Source organism: Kingella bonacorsii, from assembly GCF_016623605.1.
Taxonomy (GTDB): domain Bacteria; phylum Pseudomonadota; class Gammaproteobacteria; order Burkholderiales; family Neisseriaceae; genus Kingella_B; species Kingella_B oralis.
The window spans coordinates 608,110-626,156 of sequence record NZ_JAEHNZ010000001.1; the positions used below are offsets into that span (position 1 = coordinate 608,110).

Genomic DNA, 18,047 nt, shown 5'->3' on the forward strand with positions numbered 1-18,047 from the left:
AGGATGTGTAAGCGTGTGTGTCAAATGCTTTACAAAAAAAGGATGACTAAAATATTTAGTCATCCTGATTTTGCTGTAAACAGCGCGGCAAAGCGTGGTTTTAGCCGTTATTCAATTGTGTATTGAATCGTTACCACCAGCCGCACTTTTTTCTCAATCGTGCTGGTGCTGTAACTGCCGCCGTAGCTGTCGTCTCCGTCTTCATCGGTTACGCCTGCGGCTTTGATGTCAAACGAGCCTTGCGAGGCGGAAGTCATCGCGCCCACGCGGGCGTTGCCTGTTTTGGCGAACTCATCGGCGCGCACTTTCGCATCTTGCGTGGCTTTGGCGATTAAATCGCGCTTAATGCTTTCCAAATTGTCCAAAAAGTATTTGGGTTCGCCAAAGGTGATGTTTTCGTTTTCGGCGCGCAAGCCTTGGATGGCGGACAGGGCTTTTTGCAGCGCGGCGAGGTCTTTGGTGGTTACGGTGATGTAGCGCGCGGCATCGTAGCCGTTTTTGCGCGTGCGCTCGCGTCCGTTGTCATCGTAATAGCTTTCGCTGTGGCCGGATACGTCCACTTCCCCCAGCTGCAAGGCATCATCGGGGAACCCTTGCTTTTTCAAAAAGCCTTGGAGCACGGCAAGGTTTTTCTTGTTGGCTTTAAGCGCGGCGGCATAATCCTGCCCCCATGCTTCCACGCCCACGCGCCATGTGCCGAGTGTGGCGTTGTGTTGCGCTTCGGCTAACCCTTTCACGGTAATCGTGCCGGGTTGGCGCAGGTTTTTGAATTGCGCCCCCAGCAGCCCTGCGCCTGATGCGATGCCCGCGGCGAGAATGATGGCGGGGAGAATTTTGTTGTCGCTCATCGTGCTATCCTTTCACAAAAAAAAAAACACACAAAAAACAATCGCTAAGCCGCTATTATGCGCTTTTCAAACTGCCTTTATCAACCATGCTGCGGCTTGGGCTAGCCGCTGCGGCACATTGTCAAAATGCCCGCCTGCGTTGATTTCCAGCGTGGTGGGGCAGGCGTATTGCTGCCAACAGGCGAACACGGCTTCGGTGGCGGTTTGCACGGCGGCCATGCGCGGGTTGCGGCTTTGCGCTTCTTTGCCGCCCAGCGAGAAATACACGGCTTGCGGCAGCGTTTCGGGCGTGTGCGTGGCAACAAAATCGCCCCAGCCGTCAAACCATAGGCTGCCTGAAACGCTGGCGATGCGTTGGAAAAAATCGCTGCGGTAGGCGGCATAGAGCGCGAACAGCCCCGCCAGCGAGTAGCCGAGCAAGCCGCGCCATTGCGGCTGCAAACCGAGTTCGCGCTCGGCTTCGGGCAGGATTTGTTCGGTTAATTGGCGCAGGGTTTCGTCTGCGCTGCCGCCAAAATCTGCGCCTTTGGCAAACAGCTTGGGCGCGCGCCACGGGGTGAAGGCGTGTTCCCAGTGGGCTTCGGGCAGGGCAAGTAGTGCGATGTAGTCGGGCAGCAGTGCAGCGAGCGCGTCGGCTTCGGCGGGGCTGTCGGGGAACATCAGCAGCGTGGGGGCATCGGGGCGGTGGCGGGCGGGGAGGTAGGCGGTGAGTTCGCGGTTTTGCAGGGTGAGGGTGTTTCGGGTCATAAGGAGCTATCGGTTGGAATGGAAAGGCAGCCTGAAAACGGCTTGGGGTTATTGGGGCTTTTTGAACACGTTAACAGCAATCAAAAGCATCACAGCAAACCACAGCAGCAGCGATGTGGGTAATTCGCCCGTGTGTCGCCACGCTAAAATCAGGCTCAACAGCGGCGGAAAAATGGCAACGGCAAATGCTGCCTGTTTCCAGCGTTTCAAATGGTTGGCTTGCTGGGCGCGTTGCGCGAGTGCGCATTGTTGCGCGGTTTGGATGATTTGGGTTGGGGTATGGTTCGGCATAAAAGTTCCCAAAGGCAGCCTGAAAACGGCTAAAACGGCACGGCTCAACCCGTTTTCAGGCTGCCTATTAAACGATAAACAGCCGCGCCGATGAGTGCGCACCATTTTAATCATTGTTTAATTGTGTTAAAAGTAACACGCTTTATGTTAACGATTAATGCCATGTTCACCGACACCCACACCCATCTCACCCACCCCGCCCTGTTTTTCAGGCTGCCGCAAATCATCGCCCAAGCCCGCGCCGCACAGGTGAGCCAGTTTATCGTGCCCACCGCCGAACACGCCGATTGGGCAAACGCGCTCGCGTTGTTGAGGCAGCCTGAAATCCGCGCCATCGCGCTGGGCATCCATCCGTGGTATGCCGAGCAAGCCAACGCCAGCGTGTTGCACGAATTGGCGCAGCATTTGGCGCAACAGCCTGCGCTGCTGGTGGGCGAAATCGGCTTGGATTTTTACGATAAAACCGAGCCGCCCGCACGCCGCGCCGCGCAAATCCAAGCCTTCCAAGCCCAGCTTGCGCTTGCCCAGCAATATCGCCGCCCGATTATTCTGCACAATCTGCGCGCCACCGCCGCCATCGTCCAAGCCATCCAGTCGGCAAAATTCACGCAAGGCGGCATCGCCCACGCCTTTTCAGGCAGCCTAGAAGAAGCGCGGCTGCTGATGCAACGCGGCTTCAAAATCGGCATCGGCTCGCTGCTGCTCAACCCGCGCGCCAAAAAAGCCCGCATTGCCGCGCAGCAGTTGCCGTTGGACACTTTGTTATTGGAAACCGACAGCCCGTTTGGGCAGCCTGAAAAGCAAAACACGCCTGCCAACGTGTTGCGCGTTGCCCAAATCGTTGCCGAATTGCGTGGCATGACGCTGGATGAACTGGCGGGCGCGTGTGAACAGAATTTAGCGGCGTTGCTGGAACGATAGGCAGCCTGAAACACAAAATGGAGCGGCGACGGCTCGTCGCCAAAGAGCATGTTTAATGTGTAACAGCTTTACGGGTTGGCACCATGTCGACGAGCCGCCGACGCTCCATTGATTACAGCTCTTACAAAGACGGCAGCCTGAAATAATAGGCAGCCTGAAAATTAAGCGCAGCCACGCCATCCTTGCAAAACTTAACACGCCGCGCCTACAATCCCCACCATTTCCCCACCCCAAAAAGGAACGCCCACCATGCCCGTTTACAACTTCTCATCAGGCCCCGCCACCCTGCCCGAAAGCGTGCTGCGCACCGCCCAGCAAGAAATGCTGGACTACAACGGCACAGGCATATCCGTGATGACTATGTCGCACCGCTCCGATGCCTTTCTCAGCATCCTGCACCACGCCGAGCAAGACCTGCGCAGCCTGATGAACATCCCCGGCAACTACAAAATCCTATTTTTGCAAGGCGGCGCATTGGCGCAGTTCACCCAAGTCGCCCTCAACCTCGCGCAAAACCATCAGCGCGTAGATGCCGTGATTACAGGCAACTGGTCGCGCATCGCCGCCGAGCAAATGGGCAAACTCTCGCCGCATCTCAATGTTCACATCGCCGCGCACGGTGGCGAACAGTTCAACTACACCAACCTGCCCGCGCCCGAAACATGGGACATCAGCCCCCAATCCGCCTTTGTGCATTATGTGATTAACGAAACCGTCAACGGCGTGCAATACCACCCCGTCCCCAAGCTCGGCAGCGACGCGCCGCCCGTGGTATGCGACTTTTCCTCCGAAATCCTGTCGCGCCCGATTAACGTGTCCGACTTCGGCGTGATTTACGCAGGCGCGCAAAAAAACATCGGCATGGCGGGCGCAACCGTGGTCATCATCCGCGAAGATTTGCTGCAACGCTGCACCGACCGAATCCCCAACGTGTGGAACTACCAAGTCCACCTAGACCGCAACGGCATGTACAACACCCCCTGCACCTACGCCGTCTACATCGCAGGCTTGGTGTTCCGCTGGCTGCAAACCCAAGGCGGTGTGGCAAAAATCGCCGCCGTCAACGAACGCAAAGCCGCCCTACTCTACCAAACCATAGACCAAAGCGGCGGCTTCTACCAAAACCCCATCGCCCCCGAAGCCCGCTCGCGCATGAACGTGATTTTCAGCACGGGCAACCCCGAGCTAGACGCGCGTTTCATCCAAGAAGCCGCGCTAAACGGCATGCAATCGCTGGCGGGCTACAAAACCATCGGCGGCATGCGCGCCAGCATCTACAACGCCATGCCGCTCGCAGGCGTGGAAACGCTGGCGAGCTTTATGCGTGAATTTCAGCGCAAGAATGGGTAATGATAGTTTTCAGGCTGCCGCATAAATGGAGCGGCGACGGCTCGTCGCCAAAAGACTAATCGCGCGTTAAACCTCAACTTTTGCCAGCGCACGGCTTGCCAGCAAGCCGTAAGAACGCGGGGTAACCATTTCAGGCTGCCAATATTTTCGCCCGCGTTCATTATGATGCCGCATTCGTTTGTTTTCAGGCTGCCTTTGGATTGCACCGCAAAAGGCAGCCTGAAACCTTTGCCAAACCTGTAACCGATAGCCCGTCGGCGGCTCGCCGACATCTTGCCAACCAGCAAAGTCCATTGAATACACATTTGGCGACGAGCCGTCACCGCTCCATCGCGCATCTCATTTTCAGGCTGCCTTTAAGTAAACAAAGGCAGCCTGAAACCCCATCCCCCTGTTACAAAAACATTTCAGGCTGCCTTATGGAACAAACCCAAAGGCAGCCTGAAAACATCCGTCAACGCTTACGCTTCAACGCTCTGCAACAATTCCTGCAATTCCCCCGCCTCAAACATCTCCGCCAAAATATCCGCCCCGCCGATAAATTCGCCTTTCACATAAAGCTGCGGAATCGTAGGCCAGTTGCTAAATTCCTTAATGCCTTGGCGCACTTCATCGTTTTCCAACACGTTCACCGTGGCAAAGCTCTCGCAGCCTGCCGCTTTCAAAATTTGCACCGCGCGAGAAGAAAACCCACATTGCGGAAACTGCTTCGTGCCTTTCATAAATAAAACAATCGGATGCGTGGTAACCACTTCTTTAATCTGCTCTTGAATGCTCATTGTTGTGTCCTTTGATAGGGTGTGAAAAAACCGCGATTATAGCGATTTTTCAGGCTGCCTGTGTTAAGATTTGCCCCCTCTTTTTAACACAACGAGCATCCCCATGACCCACCGCATCCTCACAGGCGTAACCACCACAGGCATCCCCCATCTGGGCAACTATGTAGGCGCCATTCGCCCCGCCATCCGCGCCGCCGCGCAAGACAACGCCCAATCCTACCTCTTTCTCGCCAACTACCACGGCATCATCAAATGCCACGACCCAGCGATGATAGACGAATCCACCCGCGCCGTCGCCGCCACATGGCTCGCCTGCGGCTTGGACACCGAACGCACCACGTTTTACCGCCAATCCGACATCCCTGAAATCCTAGAACTCAACTGGATTTTAACCTGCATCACCGCCAAAGGCTTGATGAACCGCGCCCATGCCTACAAAGCCTCTGTGGACAAAAATATCGCCGAAAATCAAGACCCTGATTACGAAATTGAAATGGGCTTATACAGCTACCCAATCTTAATGACCGCCGATATTCTGATGTTCAAAGCCAACAGCGTGCCCGTCGGGCGCGACCAAATCCAACACGTTGAAATGGCGCGCGACATCGCCCAACGCTTTAACCATCGCTTTGGCAAAGAGATTTTCGTGTTGCCCGAAGCCGCAATTGATGAAAACGTGCAACTGCTGGTGGGGCTGGACGGGCGCAAAATGTCCAAATCCTACGGCAACACCATCCCGCTGTTTCAAACGCCCAAGCAACGGCAAAAATCGGTGAACAAAATCGTAACCAACCTCAAAGAGCCGGGCGAACCCAAGCAAAAAGACGAAAGCCCGCTGTTTGAAATCTACCAAGCATTCAGCACGCCAGAAGAAACGCGCGAATTTGAAAAAATGCTCAACGAGGGCTTGGCTTGGGGCGAAGCCAAAAAACTGCTCGCTGCCAAAATCGGCGCAGAGTTAGACGACAAAACCGATGTGTACAACGATTTGATTGCCCACCCCTCGCGCATCGAAGACATCTTGCAAGCGGGCGCAGCCAAAGCCCGCGCCGAAGCGAAAGAACTGCTGGCAGAAGCCAAAGACGCGGTGGGCATTCGCACGCTGAAATAGTGTTAAGCTCCTGCTAGGCAGTGCGCTTGTTTTTGCCCATGCTTGCCCCATTTTCAGGCTGCCTTTGGCTAATGCAATAGGCAGCCTGAAACCCTAAACCTCACATTCATAAGGAAAAACAAAATGGCTCAACATCATAAACTCATCATCCTCGGCTCAGGCCCCGCAGGCTATACCGCCGCCATCTACGCCGCGCGCGCCAATTTGCAGCCCGTTATCATCACAGGCATGGCGCAAGGCGGGCAGTTGATGACCACCACCGAAGTGGACAACTACCCTCCGTTTCCCGATGGCGTGCAAGGTCCTGAATTGATGGAGCAATTTTTGAAACACGCTGAACGCTTTGGCACGCAAATCGTGTTTGACCAAATCAACAGCGTGGATTTGCAACGCCGCCCGTTCACGCTCAAAGGCGACATGGGCGAATACACCTGCGACGCGCTCATCGTGGCAACAGGCGCATCCGCCAAATATTTGGGCTTGCCCAGCGAAGAAACGTTTGCAGGGCGCGGCGTATCCGCTTGCGCCACTTGCGATGGCTTTTTCTATAAAGGTCAAGATGTTGCCGTGGTGGGCGGCGGCAACACGGCGGTGGAAGAAGCGCTGTATCTGGCCAACATTGCCCGCAGCGTTACCCTAATCCACCGCCGCGACACGTTCCGCGCAGAAAAAATCATGGTAGAAAAACTGATGAAGCGCGTGGACGAAGGCAAAATCATCCTGAAAACCAATGCCCAGCTTGCCGAAATTTTGGGCGACGACGCGGGCGTAACCGGCGCGCACTTGCAAAACAACGATGGCAGCAGCGAAGACATCGCAGTAAAAGGCGTGTTCATCGCCATCGGGCACCAGCCAAACACCGAAATCTTCAAAGGGCAGCTGGACATGGATGCCACGGGCTACCTGATTACGCGCGGCGGCAATGATGGCAACACAGGCGCAACCAATGTGGACGGCGTGTGGGCGGCGGGTGATGTGAAAGACCATGTGTATCGCCAAGCGATTACCAGCGCGGCAAGCGGTTGCCAAGCGGCGTTGGATGCGGAACGCTGGCTGGATAGTCAGGCATAAGCGCACAGGCAGCCTGAAAACCATTTTTGCGGTTTCGGGCTGCCTTAGCGTTTTAAATATACGGCGTAGAGTGCATGGCAAAAAATCATGCGCCCTTGTTTGCCAACCCCAAAGGCAGCCTGAAACGCCCTATCCCTTTTCAGGTTGCCTATTCCCCAAAATCCGAAACCTTCGCCAACCCTGCAACCGATGGAGCGTCAGCAGCTTACCGACCTATTTTCAATCAACCCAATCATGTTGAATCAACTATTTGGCGACGAGCCGTCGCCGCTCCATGTTAGATTTCAGGCTGCCTCATCCCCGCAATCCCTTCTACCCATCATGCCCCAAACCCTTATCCTGCAATCGCCCCACCTCGCCCGCGCCGCGCTGCCCATCAGCCGCCACTATTTTGACCTGCCCGCCACGCTGCCTAACGACATCCTTCGCCTGCCCACTCATGGCGATTACCCCCGTCTGCCCGCCGCAGCCGCCGCTGAATTTCAGCAACAGCAAATTGACTACGCCCTAATCCCCGACACGCCGTTTGCCGCGTTAAAACTGGTAGTCAGCGATATGGACAGCACCTTAATCACCATTGAGTGCATTGACGAAATCGCCGCGAGCGCGGGGCTCAAAGACCAAATCGCCGAAATCACCGAACGCGCCATGCAAGGCGAATTGGACTTTGAACAATCGCTGCGCCATCGCGTCGCTCTGCTGCAAGGGCAGCCTGAAAACCGGCTTGCCGAAGTGTATGAACACAAACTCGCGCTCTCAGAAGGCGCGGAAGACTTTATCCGCGACTGCCAAGCGCACGGCATCCGATTTTTGCTGGTATCGGGCGGCTTCACTTATTTCACCGACCGCCTGCAATCCCGCTTGGGGCTGGATTGGGCGTTTGCCAACCAGCTTGAAATTGTGGATGGCAAGCTCACGGGCAAGGTGCTGGGCAGCGTGATTGATGCGCAAGCCAAAGCCGATTTGCTCAACCAACACCGCCAAGCCCTCGGCGCCACGCGCGAGCAAGTTTTGGCGATTGGCGATGGCGCAAACGACATCCCTATGCTGCAAGCCGCAGGCTTTGGCGTGGCGTATCATGCCAAGCCCAAAACCCAAGCGGCGGTGTCCATTGCCATCAGCCATCACGGCTGGGAAGCGGTGCGGCGGTTGTTTACATGATTTCGCATGTTAAGGCAGCCTGAAACGAAGTTCAGCGTAGCTAAAACACCCATAACGTCATCCCCCATCTCTTAACCATCAAAAGCAGCCTGAAACCATGACCCGCCTCGCTTACTACCGCAGCCAAATCCGCCAACTGCTCATCCTTTGGGCAAGCATCGTTATCCTGTTCTCCGCCGAGCGCTGGCTGATGTTCCGCCATTTCGTGCCCGATAGCATCCGCAGCCAGCCCCATCTGGAAACCGCCGCGCTGTTCACCAAAGGCTTGCTGTTTGACATCAAAGTCGCCAGCATCGCCGTCGCCCTGCCTTTTTTGCTGGGACTACTCAGCCTGCTGCATCCCGCCGCCGCCCGCCTGTGGCAGCGTTTTCAGGCTGCCTTTTTAGCCGCGCTGTTTGCCGTCGTCTTTGCCGCCGCTATCGGCAACTGGTTTTATTTCACCGTGTACGACCGCCAGTTTGACGTATTCATCTTCGGTCTGTTTGATGAAGACACCCGCGCCGTGGTCAAAACCATGTGGTCGGACTACCCCGTTATCCGCGGCTTCATCGGCTTAGCCGCCGCCATCGCGCTGTTCGCATGGCTGCTCAAACGCAGCACCCGCCGCATCAACCCGCAAGCCGCCGCGGGCAAAGGCGTGTGGTTTGCCGCCGTTTTGTTGCCGATTATCGCGCTGGCCATCGGCATCCGCGGCTCGTTTGGCAAGTTCCCGCTGCGCCAATCCGCCGTGTATATTTCCGCCGTGCAGCAAGTCAACAAGCTCGTGCCCAACGCGCTCACTTCGCTGAGCTGGGCGTGGAACGACTACCGCAACAGCAACCACTTCGCCCCCGTGTCCGAAGCCGAAGGCGCGAAAATCATCAGCCAGCTTATCGGCAAAACCACCAACGCCGATTTAAACCAATTTCTCCACACCACGCCGAAAAACCCCGCCGTAGAGCAACATCAGCCCAATGTAGTCTTCGCCGTGATGGAAAGCATGAGCGCGCACCTGCTCGCGTTCGACAACCCCGAGCGCAACCTATTAGGCAGCCTGAAAACCCATTTTCAGCAAGATTGGGTGTACCACAAATTCGTTTCCGAGGGCGACGGCACCAGCGACAGCCTGCACCGCTTCTTTATCCGCTCGCCGCGCAACAACATCAGCCAATCGCTCGCCAAAAACAAACCCTTCCCCACCAACCTGTTCACGCCCTATAAACAAGCGGGCTATCGCATTGTGTACATCACCGCAGGCAACGGCGGCTGGCGCGATTTTGACAACTTTATCCGTCATCTGGGCGCAGACGAAATCGTTGACGAAAACACCATCAAAACCCGCTATCCGCAAGCCGTTTCCGCCACATGGGGCATCCCCGACGAATACATGTTCCGCTACGCCGCCGATGAACTCAAACGCGCCGAGCAAGACGGCAAGCCCGTGTTTATCATGCTGCTTTCCATCACCAACCACCCACCCTACCAACTGCCCGCCCCGCATCAACGCCAAAACTTCCACCTCACCGCCCAAGAGCAAAGCCGCCTATCCAGCCTAGCCCAAGGCGACACCCTCAACGAAGTGTTCAACACCTACAAATACAGCAACGACCAACTGGGCAACTTCGTCAGCCAAGTGAAACAAACCAGCCCACACACCATCATCGCCGCCACGGGCGACCACAACATGCGCGCCATCAGCTATCCCGCCTTGCAAGACACCGCGCTGGGGCACGGCGTGCCGTTTTACCTGTACGTTCCCCCAGAATACCGCGCAGGGGCGCAATACCAACCCGAGCGCGCAGGCTCGCACAAAGACATCGTCCCCACGCTGTACGCGCTCAGCCTGTCGCAAGCTCAGTTTTACCAAACAGGCTGCAACCTCACCGCCCCCGCCGAAACCGCCGACAACCCGTTCTGCGGCTACGGCTACAACCCCGAAGTCATCCTCACCGACAACGGCTTTTACAACACCAAAAACCAGCAATACCGCACATGGCAAAACGGCGACACCCTGATTGCCAACCCGCAACCCAGCACCCCCAGCCCCGCCGACCAACAAATCATCCAACAAGCCATCGCCAACAGCCCATTTTTAGAATGGCAGCTCAACCGCATCGTGGCAGGGACAAAATAGCGCGGGGACTGCGCTTGTTGATTTGGTAAACAAGCAAGGCAGCCTGAAAACCCAATCGTAGGGTGTGCAGCTTTACTGCGCACACCGTCAAAGGCAGCCTGAAAAGCCAAAATGGAGCGTCGGCGACTTGACGACAAAGCCAACCAAGCAGTAAACACCCGTTTTCAGGCTGCCTAAATGGCTTGGCTTAATACCCCCCTTATTCCATACAACAGAGGCAGCCTGAAAACCCATCCCCCATCCCCCCGTTTTCAGGCTGCCCCAACATCCCCCAAAGGACCCCCATGAACATCAAACTCATCGTCGGGCTTGGCAACCCCACCGCCGAATACGAACACACCCGCCACAACGCAGGCTTTTGGTTTTTAGACGAACTCGCCTACCAATGGCACGCCACGTTTAAAAACGAAAAAAAATTCCACGGCGACATCGCCCGCGTCGCCCAGCCCCAAGGCGACGTGTGGCTGCTCAAACCCGACACCTACATGAACCTATCGGGCAAAGCCGTCGCCGCGCTTGCCCAGTTCTACAAAATCCAACCCGAAGAAATCCTCGTCGTCCACGACGAACTAGACATCCCCTGCGGACACATCCGCTACAAACTCGGCGGCGGCAACGGCGGGCACAACGGCTTAAAAGACATCCAAGCCAAACTGGGCACCCCCAACTTCTACCGCCTGCGCCTCGGCATCGGACACCCCGGCGAGCGCAATCTGGTGGTCGGCTTCGTGCTCAGCAAACCGCCCGCCGCCGAGCGCGAACTCATCGACAACGCCATCGCCAAATCGCTCCAAGCCATGCCCGACATCATGGCAGGCGATTTGGAAAAAACCGTGCGCCATTTGCACAGCAAATCAATATAAAAATTTGCACAGCAAATAACAGCGGTAAGGCAGCCTGAAACCCAGTTTAGCGAAGCGAAAACCGCTTCCAAACCAGCGTTTCAGGCTGCCATTAACATTCCCACAATGGAGTGGCAACGGCTCGTCGCCCAATCCGCCAAACAACATCGCCATTTAGCTTTTCAGGCTGCCCTCCCATCCACCCGCCACCACAAAAGAAAAACCATGCCCCTCACCAACACCGAAACCGCCGGTCTGCTTGCCGTCAAAGGCGTGGGCAAAACCGTGCTGCAACGCTTACAACAAATGGGCTTGGACGATGTAGCCAAGCTGGCTGCGGCAAACCCCGCCGATATTTTGCAGCAGGGCGCGGCAATCACAGGTTCAAGCTGCTGGAAAAACAGCCCACAAGCCAAAGCCGCCATCACCGCCGCCGTGGCTTGGGCGCAGGCACAGCAAGGTAATAAGGCAGCCTGAAACGAAGTTCAAACCGCATTCAAACAACCGTTTCAGGCTGCCGCTAACACGCCCACAATGAAACGGCGACGGCTCGTCGCCCAATCCATCATTTAGATTTTCAGGCTGCCTTTGGAGAATGAGGCAGCCTGAAAAAACAAAACCGCTTGGTGTTCTACCATGCGGTTTTTTACTAAATCTAGATAGATTGAATTTCAGGCTGCCTAATCCATCGCAAATGTTGAATGCTACTGCCCCTCCCCTACGTCCAGCCGAACGCAGTATCCTTTTTTCGGGAACAAGCATGCGCTTGTCCGACGACGCGCAAAGCGCGGCTAGTTCGCACGCGCCGAAAAAAGGATGCGCAGTGAGGGAAGTTTGGCGTAGCCAAACCTGCACGTCGGGGTCGCCTTTCTTTTGCTTCCTTTTCTTTGGCGAGGCAAAGAAAAGGAAGTGCCCCGTCGGCATGAGACGCATGGTTAAAGCCAAACGAATGCTAACCACAAAGCACCAAACCAAAGCATGATGTGCGGAGCAACGCCCTTTCCAACAAAATCCATTCAAACTTCGTCAAACTTCATTTCACCCAGCCTCATCCCACCCCCCAACCCCTACAAAATCCCCCTGAAACCCTGTAAAATCCGCCCTTTCCACACATCGCAACTCTCTTAAATATCATGTACTTCATCCTCATCCTGATTTTAATTGCCGCCCTCGTCTATCTTGTTTACAAACAAACCCAAAGCGAACGCCAATGGCAAGCCGAGCTTGAACAACACCAAAAAAACCAACCGCGCTACAAAATCATCGACGGCTACCAACCCGAACCGCAGCCCGAGCAGCTGGAACTCCCCGTAGAAATCGAACCCGAGCCGGAAGCCCAACCCGCGCCCACCCTCCCCAACAACGGCATCGCCTTCACCCTTATCGACGATGCCGCCGAAGCCTCCGCGCCCGCCGCCGAGCAAACACCCCCCGCGCAACAGCCCGAAAACGTCATCACACTGGAAGAAGCCACCCGCAACATGCTGCGCGCCGCTGCCACCCAAGCCGCCGAGCAGCCCGAAATCCTGATTGACCACCGCTTCCAGCACGCCGAACCCAACGAAACCGCCGAACACAACCACCCGCACGAACCGCAAACGCAGCCTGAAAACCCGCAAGACGAAGAAATCCACCTAGATTTCAGCGCCCTGCACACCTATGCCCAACCGCACGCGCAGCTTGAAACCCAGCCCGCCCGCGCCGCCGAAATCATCACCGCGCAAGAAGCCACCCGCCTGCACCATCACACCCTAAGCGCAAGCGAAAACCCCGTCGCCCCCGATGTAACCGTCATCGAAGACAACCGCACCCCGCAAGACGAAGTAAACCGCCTGCTGGAAAACAACTTTATCGCCGCCAGCCAAACGCAGCCTGAAAACGAACAAAGCGCGCTTTCGCACAATCCAAACCCCGGCGAAACCGAAATCATCCTGCCCGCCGCCAATTTGGAAACCATCGATTTCAGCGACATCCAAGACAGCCTCGCCAAACAGCAAACCGCCCGCCGGTTAAAACAACAAGCCGAGCAAAACGCCCTTGCCGGCAACCTCGCCCCCCTGCCCGAGCCGCAACCGTGGGCAAGCACGTTTGACGACAAACGCAGCCTGAAAACCATCCCCGAGCGCGAAATCTGGGCAAACCTCTCCCACACCGATACCCCCGCCGCGCGCAAACATCAAGCCGAAAATGCCCCCCGTTTCACTACCCAAGCCAACCGCCTGCCGCTGCCTGTTGCTGAAAAAAGCCAAGTCGCATTTCAGGCTGCCTCTGCACCCATCGCCAGCGTTGCCATCCCCGCGCCCACCATCGTTGAGCCCAGCCCGCTGCCCGCGCCCGAAATCATAGAACCCGCCAATTTTTACCAAGCGCAAGCCGCCGAAACCCGCAAGCCCGAAGAACCCGAAGCATTCGCCGGCCGCTTCTGCGCGCCCGATGCAGCCAACTATCCCGCCCGCCATGCAAACCCAAGCGAAGCAAGCCTCACCGAAGCCGACTTCGCCGCCTACTACGCCCAACAAGAGCAGCCTGAAATCGACCCCGACCAAGGCTATGTGCTGCCCCCGCTCAGCCTGCTTTCCCCCGCGCAACACAACCCCGAAGCCGTGCAATCGCAAGAAGAACTGCTGGAAAACAGCATCACCATAGAAGAAAAGCTGGGCGAGTATCGCGTGAAAGTCAAAGTGCTGGATGCCTACGCGGGCCCTGTGATTACGCGCTACGAAATCGAGCCCGACGTGGGCGTGCGCGGCAGCTCGGTAACCAATTTGGAAAAAGATTTGGCGCGCAGCCTAGGCGTAACCGCCATCCGCGTGGTGGAAACCATCCCAGGCAAAACCTGCATGGGGCTGGAATTGCCCAACCCCAAACGCCAAACCATCCGCCTGCGCGAAGTGTTTGACTCGCCCGCGTTTGCCAGCAGCCACAGCAAACTCACCCTTGCGCTGGGCGAAGACATCACGGGCGAGCCCGTGGTAACCGACCTTGCCAAAGCCCCGCATCTGCTGGTGGCGGGCACCACAGGATCGGGCAAATCGGTGGGCGTAAACAGCATGATTTTGTCCATGCTCTACAAAGCCACGCCCGAAGACGTGCGCCTGATTATGATAGACCCGAAAATGCTGGAACTTTCGGTGTACCAAGACATCCCGCACCTGCTCGCCCCCGTGGTAACCGATATGAAACACGCCGCCAACGCGCTCAATTGGTGCGTAAACGAAATGGAAAAACGCTATCGCCTGATGAGCCATGTGGGCGTGCGCAACCTGGCGGGCTATAACGAAAAAATCACCGAAGCCGCCGCGCGAGGCGAAAAAATCGCCAACCCGTTCAGCTTCACGCCCAACGACCCCGAGCCGTTGGAAAAACTGCCGTTTATCGTGGTGGTGGTGGACGAGTTCGCCGATTTGATGATGGTGGCGGGCAAACAAATTGAGCAGCTCATCGCCCGCTTGGCGCAAAAAGCCCGCGCCGCCGGCATACACCTGATTTTGGCCACGCAACGCCCCAGCGTGGACGTCATCACCGGCTTAATCAAGGCCAACATCCCCACCCGCATCGCGTTCCAAGTGTCCAGCAAAATCGACAGCCGCACCGTGTTAGACCAAATGGGCGCAGAAAACCTGCTGGGGCAAGGCGATATGCTGTTCCTGCCGCCGGGCACAGGCTATCCGCAGCGCGTGCATGGCGCGTTTGTGGCAGACGAAGAAGTGCACCGCGTAGTGGATTATTTGAAGCAATTTGGCGAACCCGATTATGTAGAAGAAATCCTGTCGCCTGAGCAAGCCGAGTTCAACTTTGACGGCAGCCCCAACGGCAGCGGCAGCAGCGAAAAAGACCCGCTGTTTGACCAAGCCGTCGAAGTCATTATCCGCACGCAAAAAGCCACTATTTCATCCTTGCAACGCCATCTGCGCATTGGCTACAACAAAGCCGCCACCATTATTGACCAGCTGGAAGCCGACGGCATCGTTTCCCCTGCCGACCACACAGGCAAGCGCAAAATCTTGGCACGCAAGAGCGCCGATTGATTGCATAGGCAGCCTGAAAACGACGGCAAGGCTGTTTACTGCGTTTTCAGGCTGCCTTTGATGGGTTAATTGAACGCCTAAAAGGCAGCCTGAAAAATTAGAAAGGAAATTTTTATGTCTAAATCTCTCAATACCGATGTGGAAGAAATCCTCTCCACCGAACAAGCCGAATGTAGCCTTGATAGCAACGACGGCGGCAATGAACAAGACCCGCTGTTTGACCAAGCCGTTGAAGTTATCGTACGCACTCAAAAAGTCACCATTTCATCCTTGATACGCCATCTAAACATTGGTTTCTTCAGAGCAGCTGCTATTATTGACCAGCTAGAAGCCGAAGGCATCGTCTCTGCCGCCGACAACGTTAGTGGTAAGCGCAAAATCTTGGTACACAAAAGCGCCGATTAAATAGGCAGCCTGAAACCCATTCCAAGCCACCATGAAAACACCCCTTACCCTCCTAACCCTCGCAGCCCTAACTGCTTGCCACCCCCAATCCCACTCGCCCAGCGCCGCCTCTTCCGTTGCCGTTGCCAGCAGCACCAGCGCGGGCAAATCATGCAGCAGCCTGAAACGCGTTCAAACCACCGACGACTTGCTGCAACAAATTCGCGGCGAGCTGGGCAGCAGCTGCCTGTTTGACCTCTCCGCCGCCGAGCTGGAAGCCGCGTGGGGCTTGAAAGTGTTTGACTACCGCAACCAAAGCGAAGAACAGCGCGACGCGCAGTTTGAAGCAATGCTCGCCTACGACCAAACCCAAACCGCGCTCTACATCAAACGCCTGCCGCCCAGCCCCAACGACTTCACCTACAACCACACCGACCAAATCCAAATAGCCAAAAGCAGCGGCAAACGCTACAACCTAGGCGGCGACAGCAATCAATACTCCCTGCCCGCAGGCTTTCCCCCGCCCGATGCCGTCCGCCAGCCCGAAGAAATCAAACCCACATCGTGCGAAGCCAAATCCCACAAACCCAGCGACTACCAACCTAGCGCCTACCACATCTGGGCAAACCCCGAACACCGCGCCGACCTGCCCCAGCTCGTCATTTTCGCCGACAGCTGCAGCGCGCCCGAAGAAATCACCGTCTATCGCCAAGCCCTGTCAGGCACCTACCCGTTTTACTGCACCGATTTGGCGCAATGCGCATCCCCCGCCGCCAGCGAAGCCGCAAGCAACACCGGCGCGCCCTAAATTTTTGTTTGCACAGATTTCAGGCTGCCTCAGTGTGGGGGAGTGATAGTTTTGTCATAGCTGCGTGAGCGGCTAATCTTGCAAAAATGCTAATCCAATCAAACACAAACCCCATAATCCCACCGCCGCTAAAAAATGAGAAAAACCGCGAAAAAGTGAGCAAAAAACCATCACTTTCACGCAGTTTTTGTCATAGAACGATTAAAAACCTAGCAGGAATGATGAGCGCTTATTCTTTTATGCCGCAATCCCATAGGTAGAAGCCGTAAATCTCAAAGTCATATTCCCCTAGCTCCGCTAAATCCAGCGTTTCAACGGGGTAGATGTCTTTGTTGCTGTTGTCGCTGATGATGCGGTACACGCTGCGGCTGGTGCGCTGCAAGCGTTTGATGCGCAGCTCGTCCACTTGGCGGAACAGGTAGATGCCTTCACGGGTGTAGCCGTTTTGCATTTTCCACAGCACGGTGCCGCGGTCAATCAGCGTGGGGTGCATGCTGTCGCCGCGCACGCGGGTGCAGAAGCAGTGCGAGGGTGGCACGCCCAAGTAGTCAAAGAACGAGGCGCGAAACCACATGGCTTCAGTGTCCACTGGCTCATTAACCTGATAGCCGTTGCCTGCGCTGCCAAACACGTTTACATGATAACGCACGGGCACAATGGCATCGGTATGCTGCGCCGCTGCCCAATCGGCGTATTCTGCCACCATGGCGCGCATGAAAAATGGCACACCCACGGCAGGCGTGGCAGGCGGCGAACGGCGCGGCTTGGGCTGGGCGGCATCGCTGGATTTTTCGCCCGTGAGCAGATGCGACAAGCCTTTTTCTTTAATTTCATCAATAAGATAGTCGGGCAGGGTGTAAATTCTTTTTATTCCGCCTTTTCCCCCTTTCCCTGCAACTTCTTCAAATTCCCAATCTTCTCTTTGTATTTTTAAGGCAATTCCCCTGTCAGTCGCAGGCAAATCTAAATGATGTTCTTTCTGCCATTCCAAAAGCTCGGCAATGCTTAATTTGGGATACATATTAGTTCCTAACTTAATGGTAATGTTGCGAACAAAGTACAGAAATTAAATTTTAAATAAAAACAATTAGATAGTTAAAATTAGGCTCGCAAAGTATGAAATTAAGTTGCGAAATTCTGTTCTTTGGTTATAATGTTTAGAAATCGCAAACGGGAGTTTTAAACATTGTACCGAAATTTGCTGATTTTGTTCTTTAACAATTTGGAAAGCAAAGAAATCGCAGGTTCTTGTCCTGCGAGATTGGAGATGATTGAACAGGCAGCCTGAAATTGTCGGGTTGCCGATTGAGTCATTTTTTATTTAACGAAAGGAATTTGCAGAAAGGATTTTTATGCACCCAGAGTTGATTAAAGCACGGCTACGCATGGCTGGATACACATTAGAGGACGTTGCGCGAGAAGCGAAAATTGATTCATCTACCGTGAGATTGGCGTTGCGTAAACCCAGTTTAGCTGGTGAAAAAGCGATTGCACGTTTTTTGAATAAACCGTTGCATGAATTATTTCCTGAACGCTGGACGGTGGACGGCAGACGCATTCGCCCGCGTTGGGCACATCTATATGCGGAGTAAA

General features: G+C 55.5%; 18 protein-coding genes. 12 read left to right on the top strand and 6 right to left on the bottom strand.

Features of this window, described 5'->3' with window-relative positions; all coding sequences use genetic code 11:
- Positions 1–107 precede the first annotated feature (107 nt).
- The 3 genes from JDW22_RS03240 to JDW22_RS03250 all read right to left on the bottom strand — a co-directional run bounded on the left by JDW22_RS03240 (position 108) and on the right by JDW22_RS03250 (position 1,991).
- A complete protein-coding gene (locus JDW22_RS03240) occupies positions 108–848 on the bottom strand; it encodes an SIMPL domain-containing protein (RefSeq protein WP_200521687.1) in 741 nt (246 codons plus the stop codon).
- 66 nt (positions 849–914) lie between these two features.
- Positions 915–1,595 (bottom strand): alpha/beta hydrolase-fold protein, encoded by a 681-nt coding sequence (locus JDW22_RS03245; protein WP_200521688.1) that lies wholly within the window; start codon positions 1,593–1,595, stop codon positions 915–917.
- A gap of 48 nt (positions 1,596–1,643) precedes the next feature.
- A complete protein-coding gene (locus JDW22_RS03250; protein ID WP_200521689.1) occupies positions 1,644–1,991 on the bottom strand; it encodes a hypothetical protein in 348 nt (115 codons plus the stop codon).
- A gap of 57 nt (positions 1,992–2,048) precedes the next feature.
- Between JDW22_RS03250 and JDW22_RS03255 the strand changes: the two genes are divergently transcribed.
- Both JDW22_RS03255 and serC read left to right on the top strand, forming a co-directional pair.
- Positions 2,049–2,807 (top strand): TatD family hydrolase, encoded by a 759-nt coding sequence (locus JDW22_RS03255; RefSeq protein ID WP_200521690.1) that lies wholly within the window; start codon positions 2,049–2,051, stop codon positions 2,805–2,807.
- A 249-nt stretch (positions 2,808–3,056) separates the two neighbouring features.
- On the top strand, positions 3,057–4,157 hold the full coding sequence (gene serC, locus JDW22_RS03260; protein ID WP_200521691.1) for a phosphoserine transaminase: 1,101 nt from the start codon (positions 3,057–3,059) through the stop codon (positions 4,155–4,157).
- Between the two features lie 66 nt (positions 4,158–4,223).
- Here the strand turns inward: serC and JDW22_RS03265 are convergent, their stop codons facing one another.
- The gene (locus tag JDW22_RS03265; protein ID WP_200521692.1) at positions 4,224–4,451 is read right to left on the bottom strand and encodes a hypothetical protein; all 228 of its coding nucleotides are present in this window, start codon (positions 4,449–4,451) and stop codon (positions 4,224–4,226) included.
- Between the two features lie 167 nt (positions 4,452–4,618).
- A complete protein-coding gene (gene grxD / locus JDW22_RS03270) occupies positions 4,619–4,936 on the bottom strand; it encodes a Grx4 family monothiol glutaredoxin (RefSeq protein ID WP_003794676.1) in 318 nt (105 codons plus the stop codon).
- Between the two features lie 103 nt (positions 4,937–5,039).
- On the opposite strand from grxD, the gene trpS reads away from it, so the two are divergent.
- The 9 genes from trpS (at position 5,040) to JDW22_RS03315 (ending at position 16,454) form a co-directional block, all read left to right on the top strand.
- Positions 5,040–6,047, top strand: a complete 1,008-nt coding sequence (trpS, locus tag JDW22_RS03275) for a tryptophan--tRNA ligase (RefSeq protein ID WP_200521693.1) — start codon at positions 5,040–5,042, stop codon at positions 6,045–6,047.
- 123 nt (positions 6,048–6,170) lie between these two features.
- Entirely contained in the window at positions 6,171–7,118 is a 948-nt protein-coding gene (gene trxB, locus JDW22_RS03280) for a thioredoxin-disulfide reductase (RefSeq protein WP_200521694.1), read from the top strand.
- Positions 7,119–7,352: 234 nt separating this feature from the next.
- Positions 7,353–8,279 carry a phosphoserine phosphatase SerB gene (serB, locus tag JDW22_RS03285; protein WP_329610692.1) on the top strand — a complete coding sequence of 309 codons (927 nt, stop codon included), beginning with the start codon at positions 7,353–7,355 and terminating at the stop codon, positions 8,277–8,279.
- A 97-nt stretch (positions 8,280–8,376) separates the two neighbouring features.
- Positions 8,377–10,392, top strand: coding sequence for an LTA synthase family protein (locus tag JDW22_RS03290; RefSeq protein ID WP_200521695.1), 2,016 nt, complete (start codon positions 8,377–8,379; stop codon positions 10,390–10,392).
- A gap of 284 nt (positions 10,393–10,676) precedes the next feature.
- Complete coding sequence (pth, locus tag JDW22_RS03295; RefSeq protein ID WP_200521696.1) at positions 10,677–11,255, top strand: aminoacyl-tRNA hydrolase; 579 nt, start codon at positions 10,677–10,679, stop codon at positions 11,253–11,255.
- A 204-nt stretch (positions 11,256–11,459) separates the two neighbouring features.
- On the top strand, positions 11,460–11,711 hold the full coding sequence (locus tag JDW22_RS03300; protein WP_200521970.1) for a recombinase RecA: 252 nt from the start codon (positions 11,460–11,462) through the stop codon (positions 11,709–11,711).
- A gap of 656 nt (positions 11,712–12,367) precedes the next feature.
- Positions 12,368–15,262, top strand: coding sequence for a DNA translocase FtsK (locus tag JDW22_RS03305; RefSeq protein ID WP_200521697.1), 2,895 nt, complete (start codon positions 12,368–12,370; stop codon positions 15,260–15,262).
- Between the two features lie 114 nt (positions 15,263–15,376).
- Complete coding sequence (locus tag JDW22_RS03310) at positions 15,377–15,667, top strand: DNA translocase FtsK (protein ID WP_200521698.1); 291 nt, start codon at positions 15,377–15,379, stop codon at positions 15,665–15,667.
- A gap of 31 nt (positions 15,668–15,698) precedes the next feature.
- A complete protein-coding gene (locus tag JDW22_RS03315; RefSeq protein ID WP_200521699.1) occupies positions 15,699–16,454 on the top strand; it encodes a hypothetical protein in 756 nt (251 codons plus the stop codon).
- A 229-nt stretch (positions 16,455–16,683) separates the two neighbouring features.
- Here the strand turns inward: JDW22_RS03315 and JDW22_RS03320 are convergent, their stop codons facing one another.
- Positions 16,684–17,475, bottom strand: a complete 792-nt coding sequence (locus tag JDW22_RS03320; protein WP_200521700.1) for a S24 family peptidase — start codon at positions 17,473–17,475, stop codon at positions 16,684–16,686.
- 331 nt (positions 17,476–17,806) lie between these two features.
- Here JDW22_RS03320 and JDW22_RS03325 point away from each other — a divergent pair, with 331 nt between their 5' ends.
- Entirely contained in the window at positions 17,807–18,046 is a 240-nt protein-coding gene (locus tag JDW22_RS03325; protein WP_200521701.1) for a helix-turn-helix domain-containing protein, read from the top strand.
- The last annotated feature ends 1 nt before the right edge of the window (position 18,047 follow it).

What these genes read in the sequence shown, in the direction of transcription:
- JDW22_RS03240 (WP_200521687.1), bottom strand. Translation starts at nt 848, where the DNA reads ATGAGCGACAACAAAATTCTCCCCGCCATCATTCTCGCCGCGGGCATC.
- JDW22_RS03245 (WP_200521688.1), bottom strand. Translation starts at nt 1,595, where the DNA reads ATGACCCGAAACACCCTCACCCTGCAAAACCGCGAACTCACCGCCTAC.
- JDW22_RS03250 (WP_200521689.1), bottom strand. Translation starts at nt 1,991, where the DNA reads ATGGTGCGCACTCATCGGCGCGGCTGTTTATCGTTTAATAGGCAGCCT.
- JDW22_RS03255 (WP_200521690.1), top strand. Translation starts at nt 2,049, where the DNA reads ATGTTCACCGACACCCACACCCATCTCACCCACCCCGCCCTGTTTTTC.
- serC (WP_200521691.1), top strand. Translation starts at nt 3,057, where the DNA reads ATGCCCGTTTACAACTTCTCATCAGGCCCCGCCACCCTGCCCGAAAGC.
- JDW22_RS03265 (WP_200521692.1), bottom strand. Translation starts at nt 4,451, where the DNA reads ATGGACTTTGCTGGTTGGCAAGATGTCGGCGAGCCGCCGACGGGCTAT.
- grxD (WP_003794676.1), bottom strand. Translation starts at nt 4,936, where the DNA reads ATGAGCATTCAAGAGCAGATTAAAGAAGTGGTTACCACGCATCCGATT.
- trpS (WP_200521693.1), top strand. Translation starts at nt 5,040, where the DNA reads ATGACCCACCGCATCCTCACAGGCGTAACCACCACAGGCATCCCCCAT.
- trxB (WP_200521694.1), top strand. Translation starts at nt 6,171, where the DNA reads ATGGCTCAACATCATAAACTCATCATCCTCGGCTCAGGCCCCGCAGGC.
- serB (WP_329610692.1), top strand. Translation starts at nt 7,353, where the DNA reads ATGTTGAATCAACTATTTGGCGACGAGCCGTCGCCGCTCCATGTTAGA.
- JDW22_RS03290 (WP_200521695.1), top strand. Translation starts at nt 8,377, where the DNA reads ATGACCCGCCTCGCTTACTACCGCAGCCAAATCCGCCAACTGCTCATC.
- pth (WP_200521696.1), top strand. Translation starts at nt 10,677, where the DNA reads ATGAACATCAAACTCATCGTCGGGCTTGGCAACCCCACCGCCGAATAC.
- JDW22_RS03300 (WP_200521970.1), top strand. Translation starts at nt 11,460, where the DNA reads ATGCCCCTCACCAACACCGAAACCGCCGGTCTGCTTGCCGTCAAAGGC.
- JDW22_RS03305 (WP_200521697.1), top strand. Translation starts at nt 12,368, where the DNA reads ATGTACTTCATCCTCATCCTGATTTTAATTGCCGCCCTCGTCTATCTT.
- JDW22_RS03310 (WP_200521698.1), top strand. Translation starts at nt 15,377, where the DNA reads ATGTCTAAATCTCTCAATACCGATGTGGAAGAAATCCTCTCCACCGAA.
- JDW22_RS03315 (WP_200521699.1), top strand. Translation starts at nt 15,699, where the DNA reads ATGAAAACACCCCTTACCCTCCTAACCCTCGCAGCCCTAACTGCTTGC.
- JDW22_RS03320 (WP_200521700.1), bottom strand. Translation starts at nt 17,475, where the DNA reads ATGTATCCCAAATTAAGCATTGCCGAGCTTTTGGAATGGCAGAAAGAA.
- JDW22_RS03325 (WP_200521701.1), top strand. Translation starts at nt 17,807, where the DNA reads ATGCACCCAGAGTTGATTAAAGCACGGCTACGCATGGCTGGATACACA.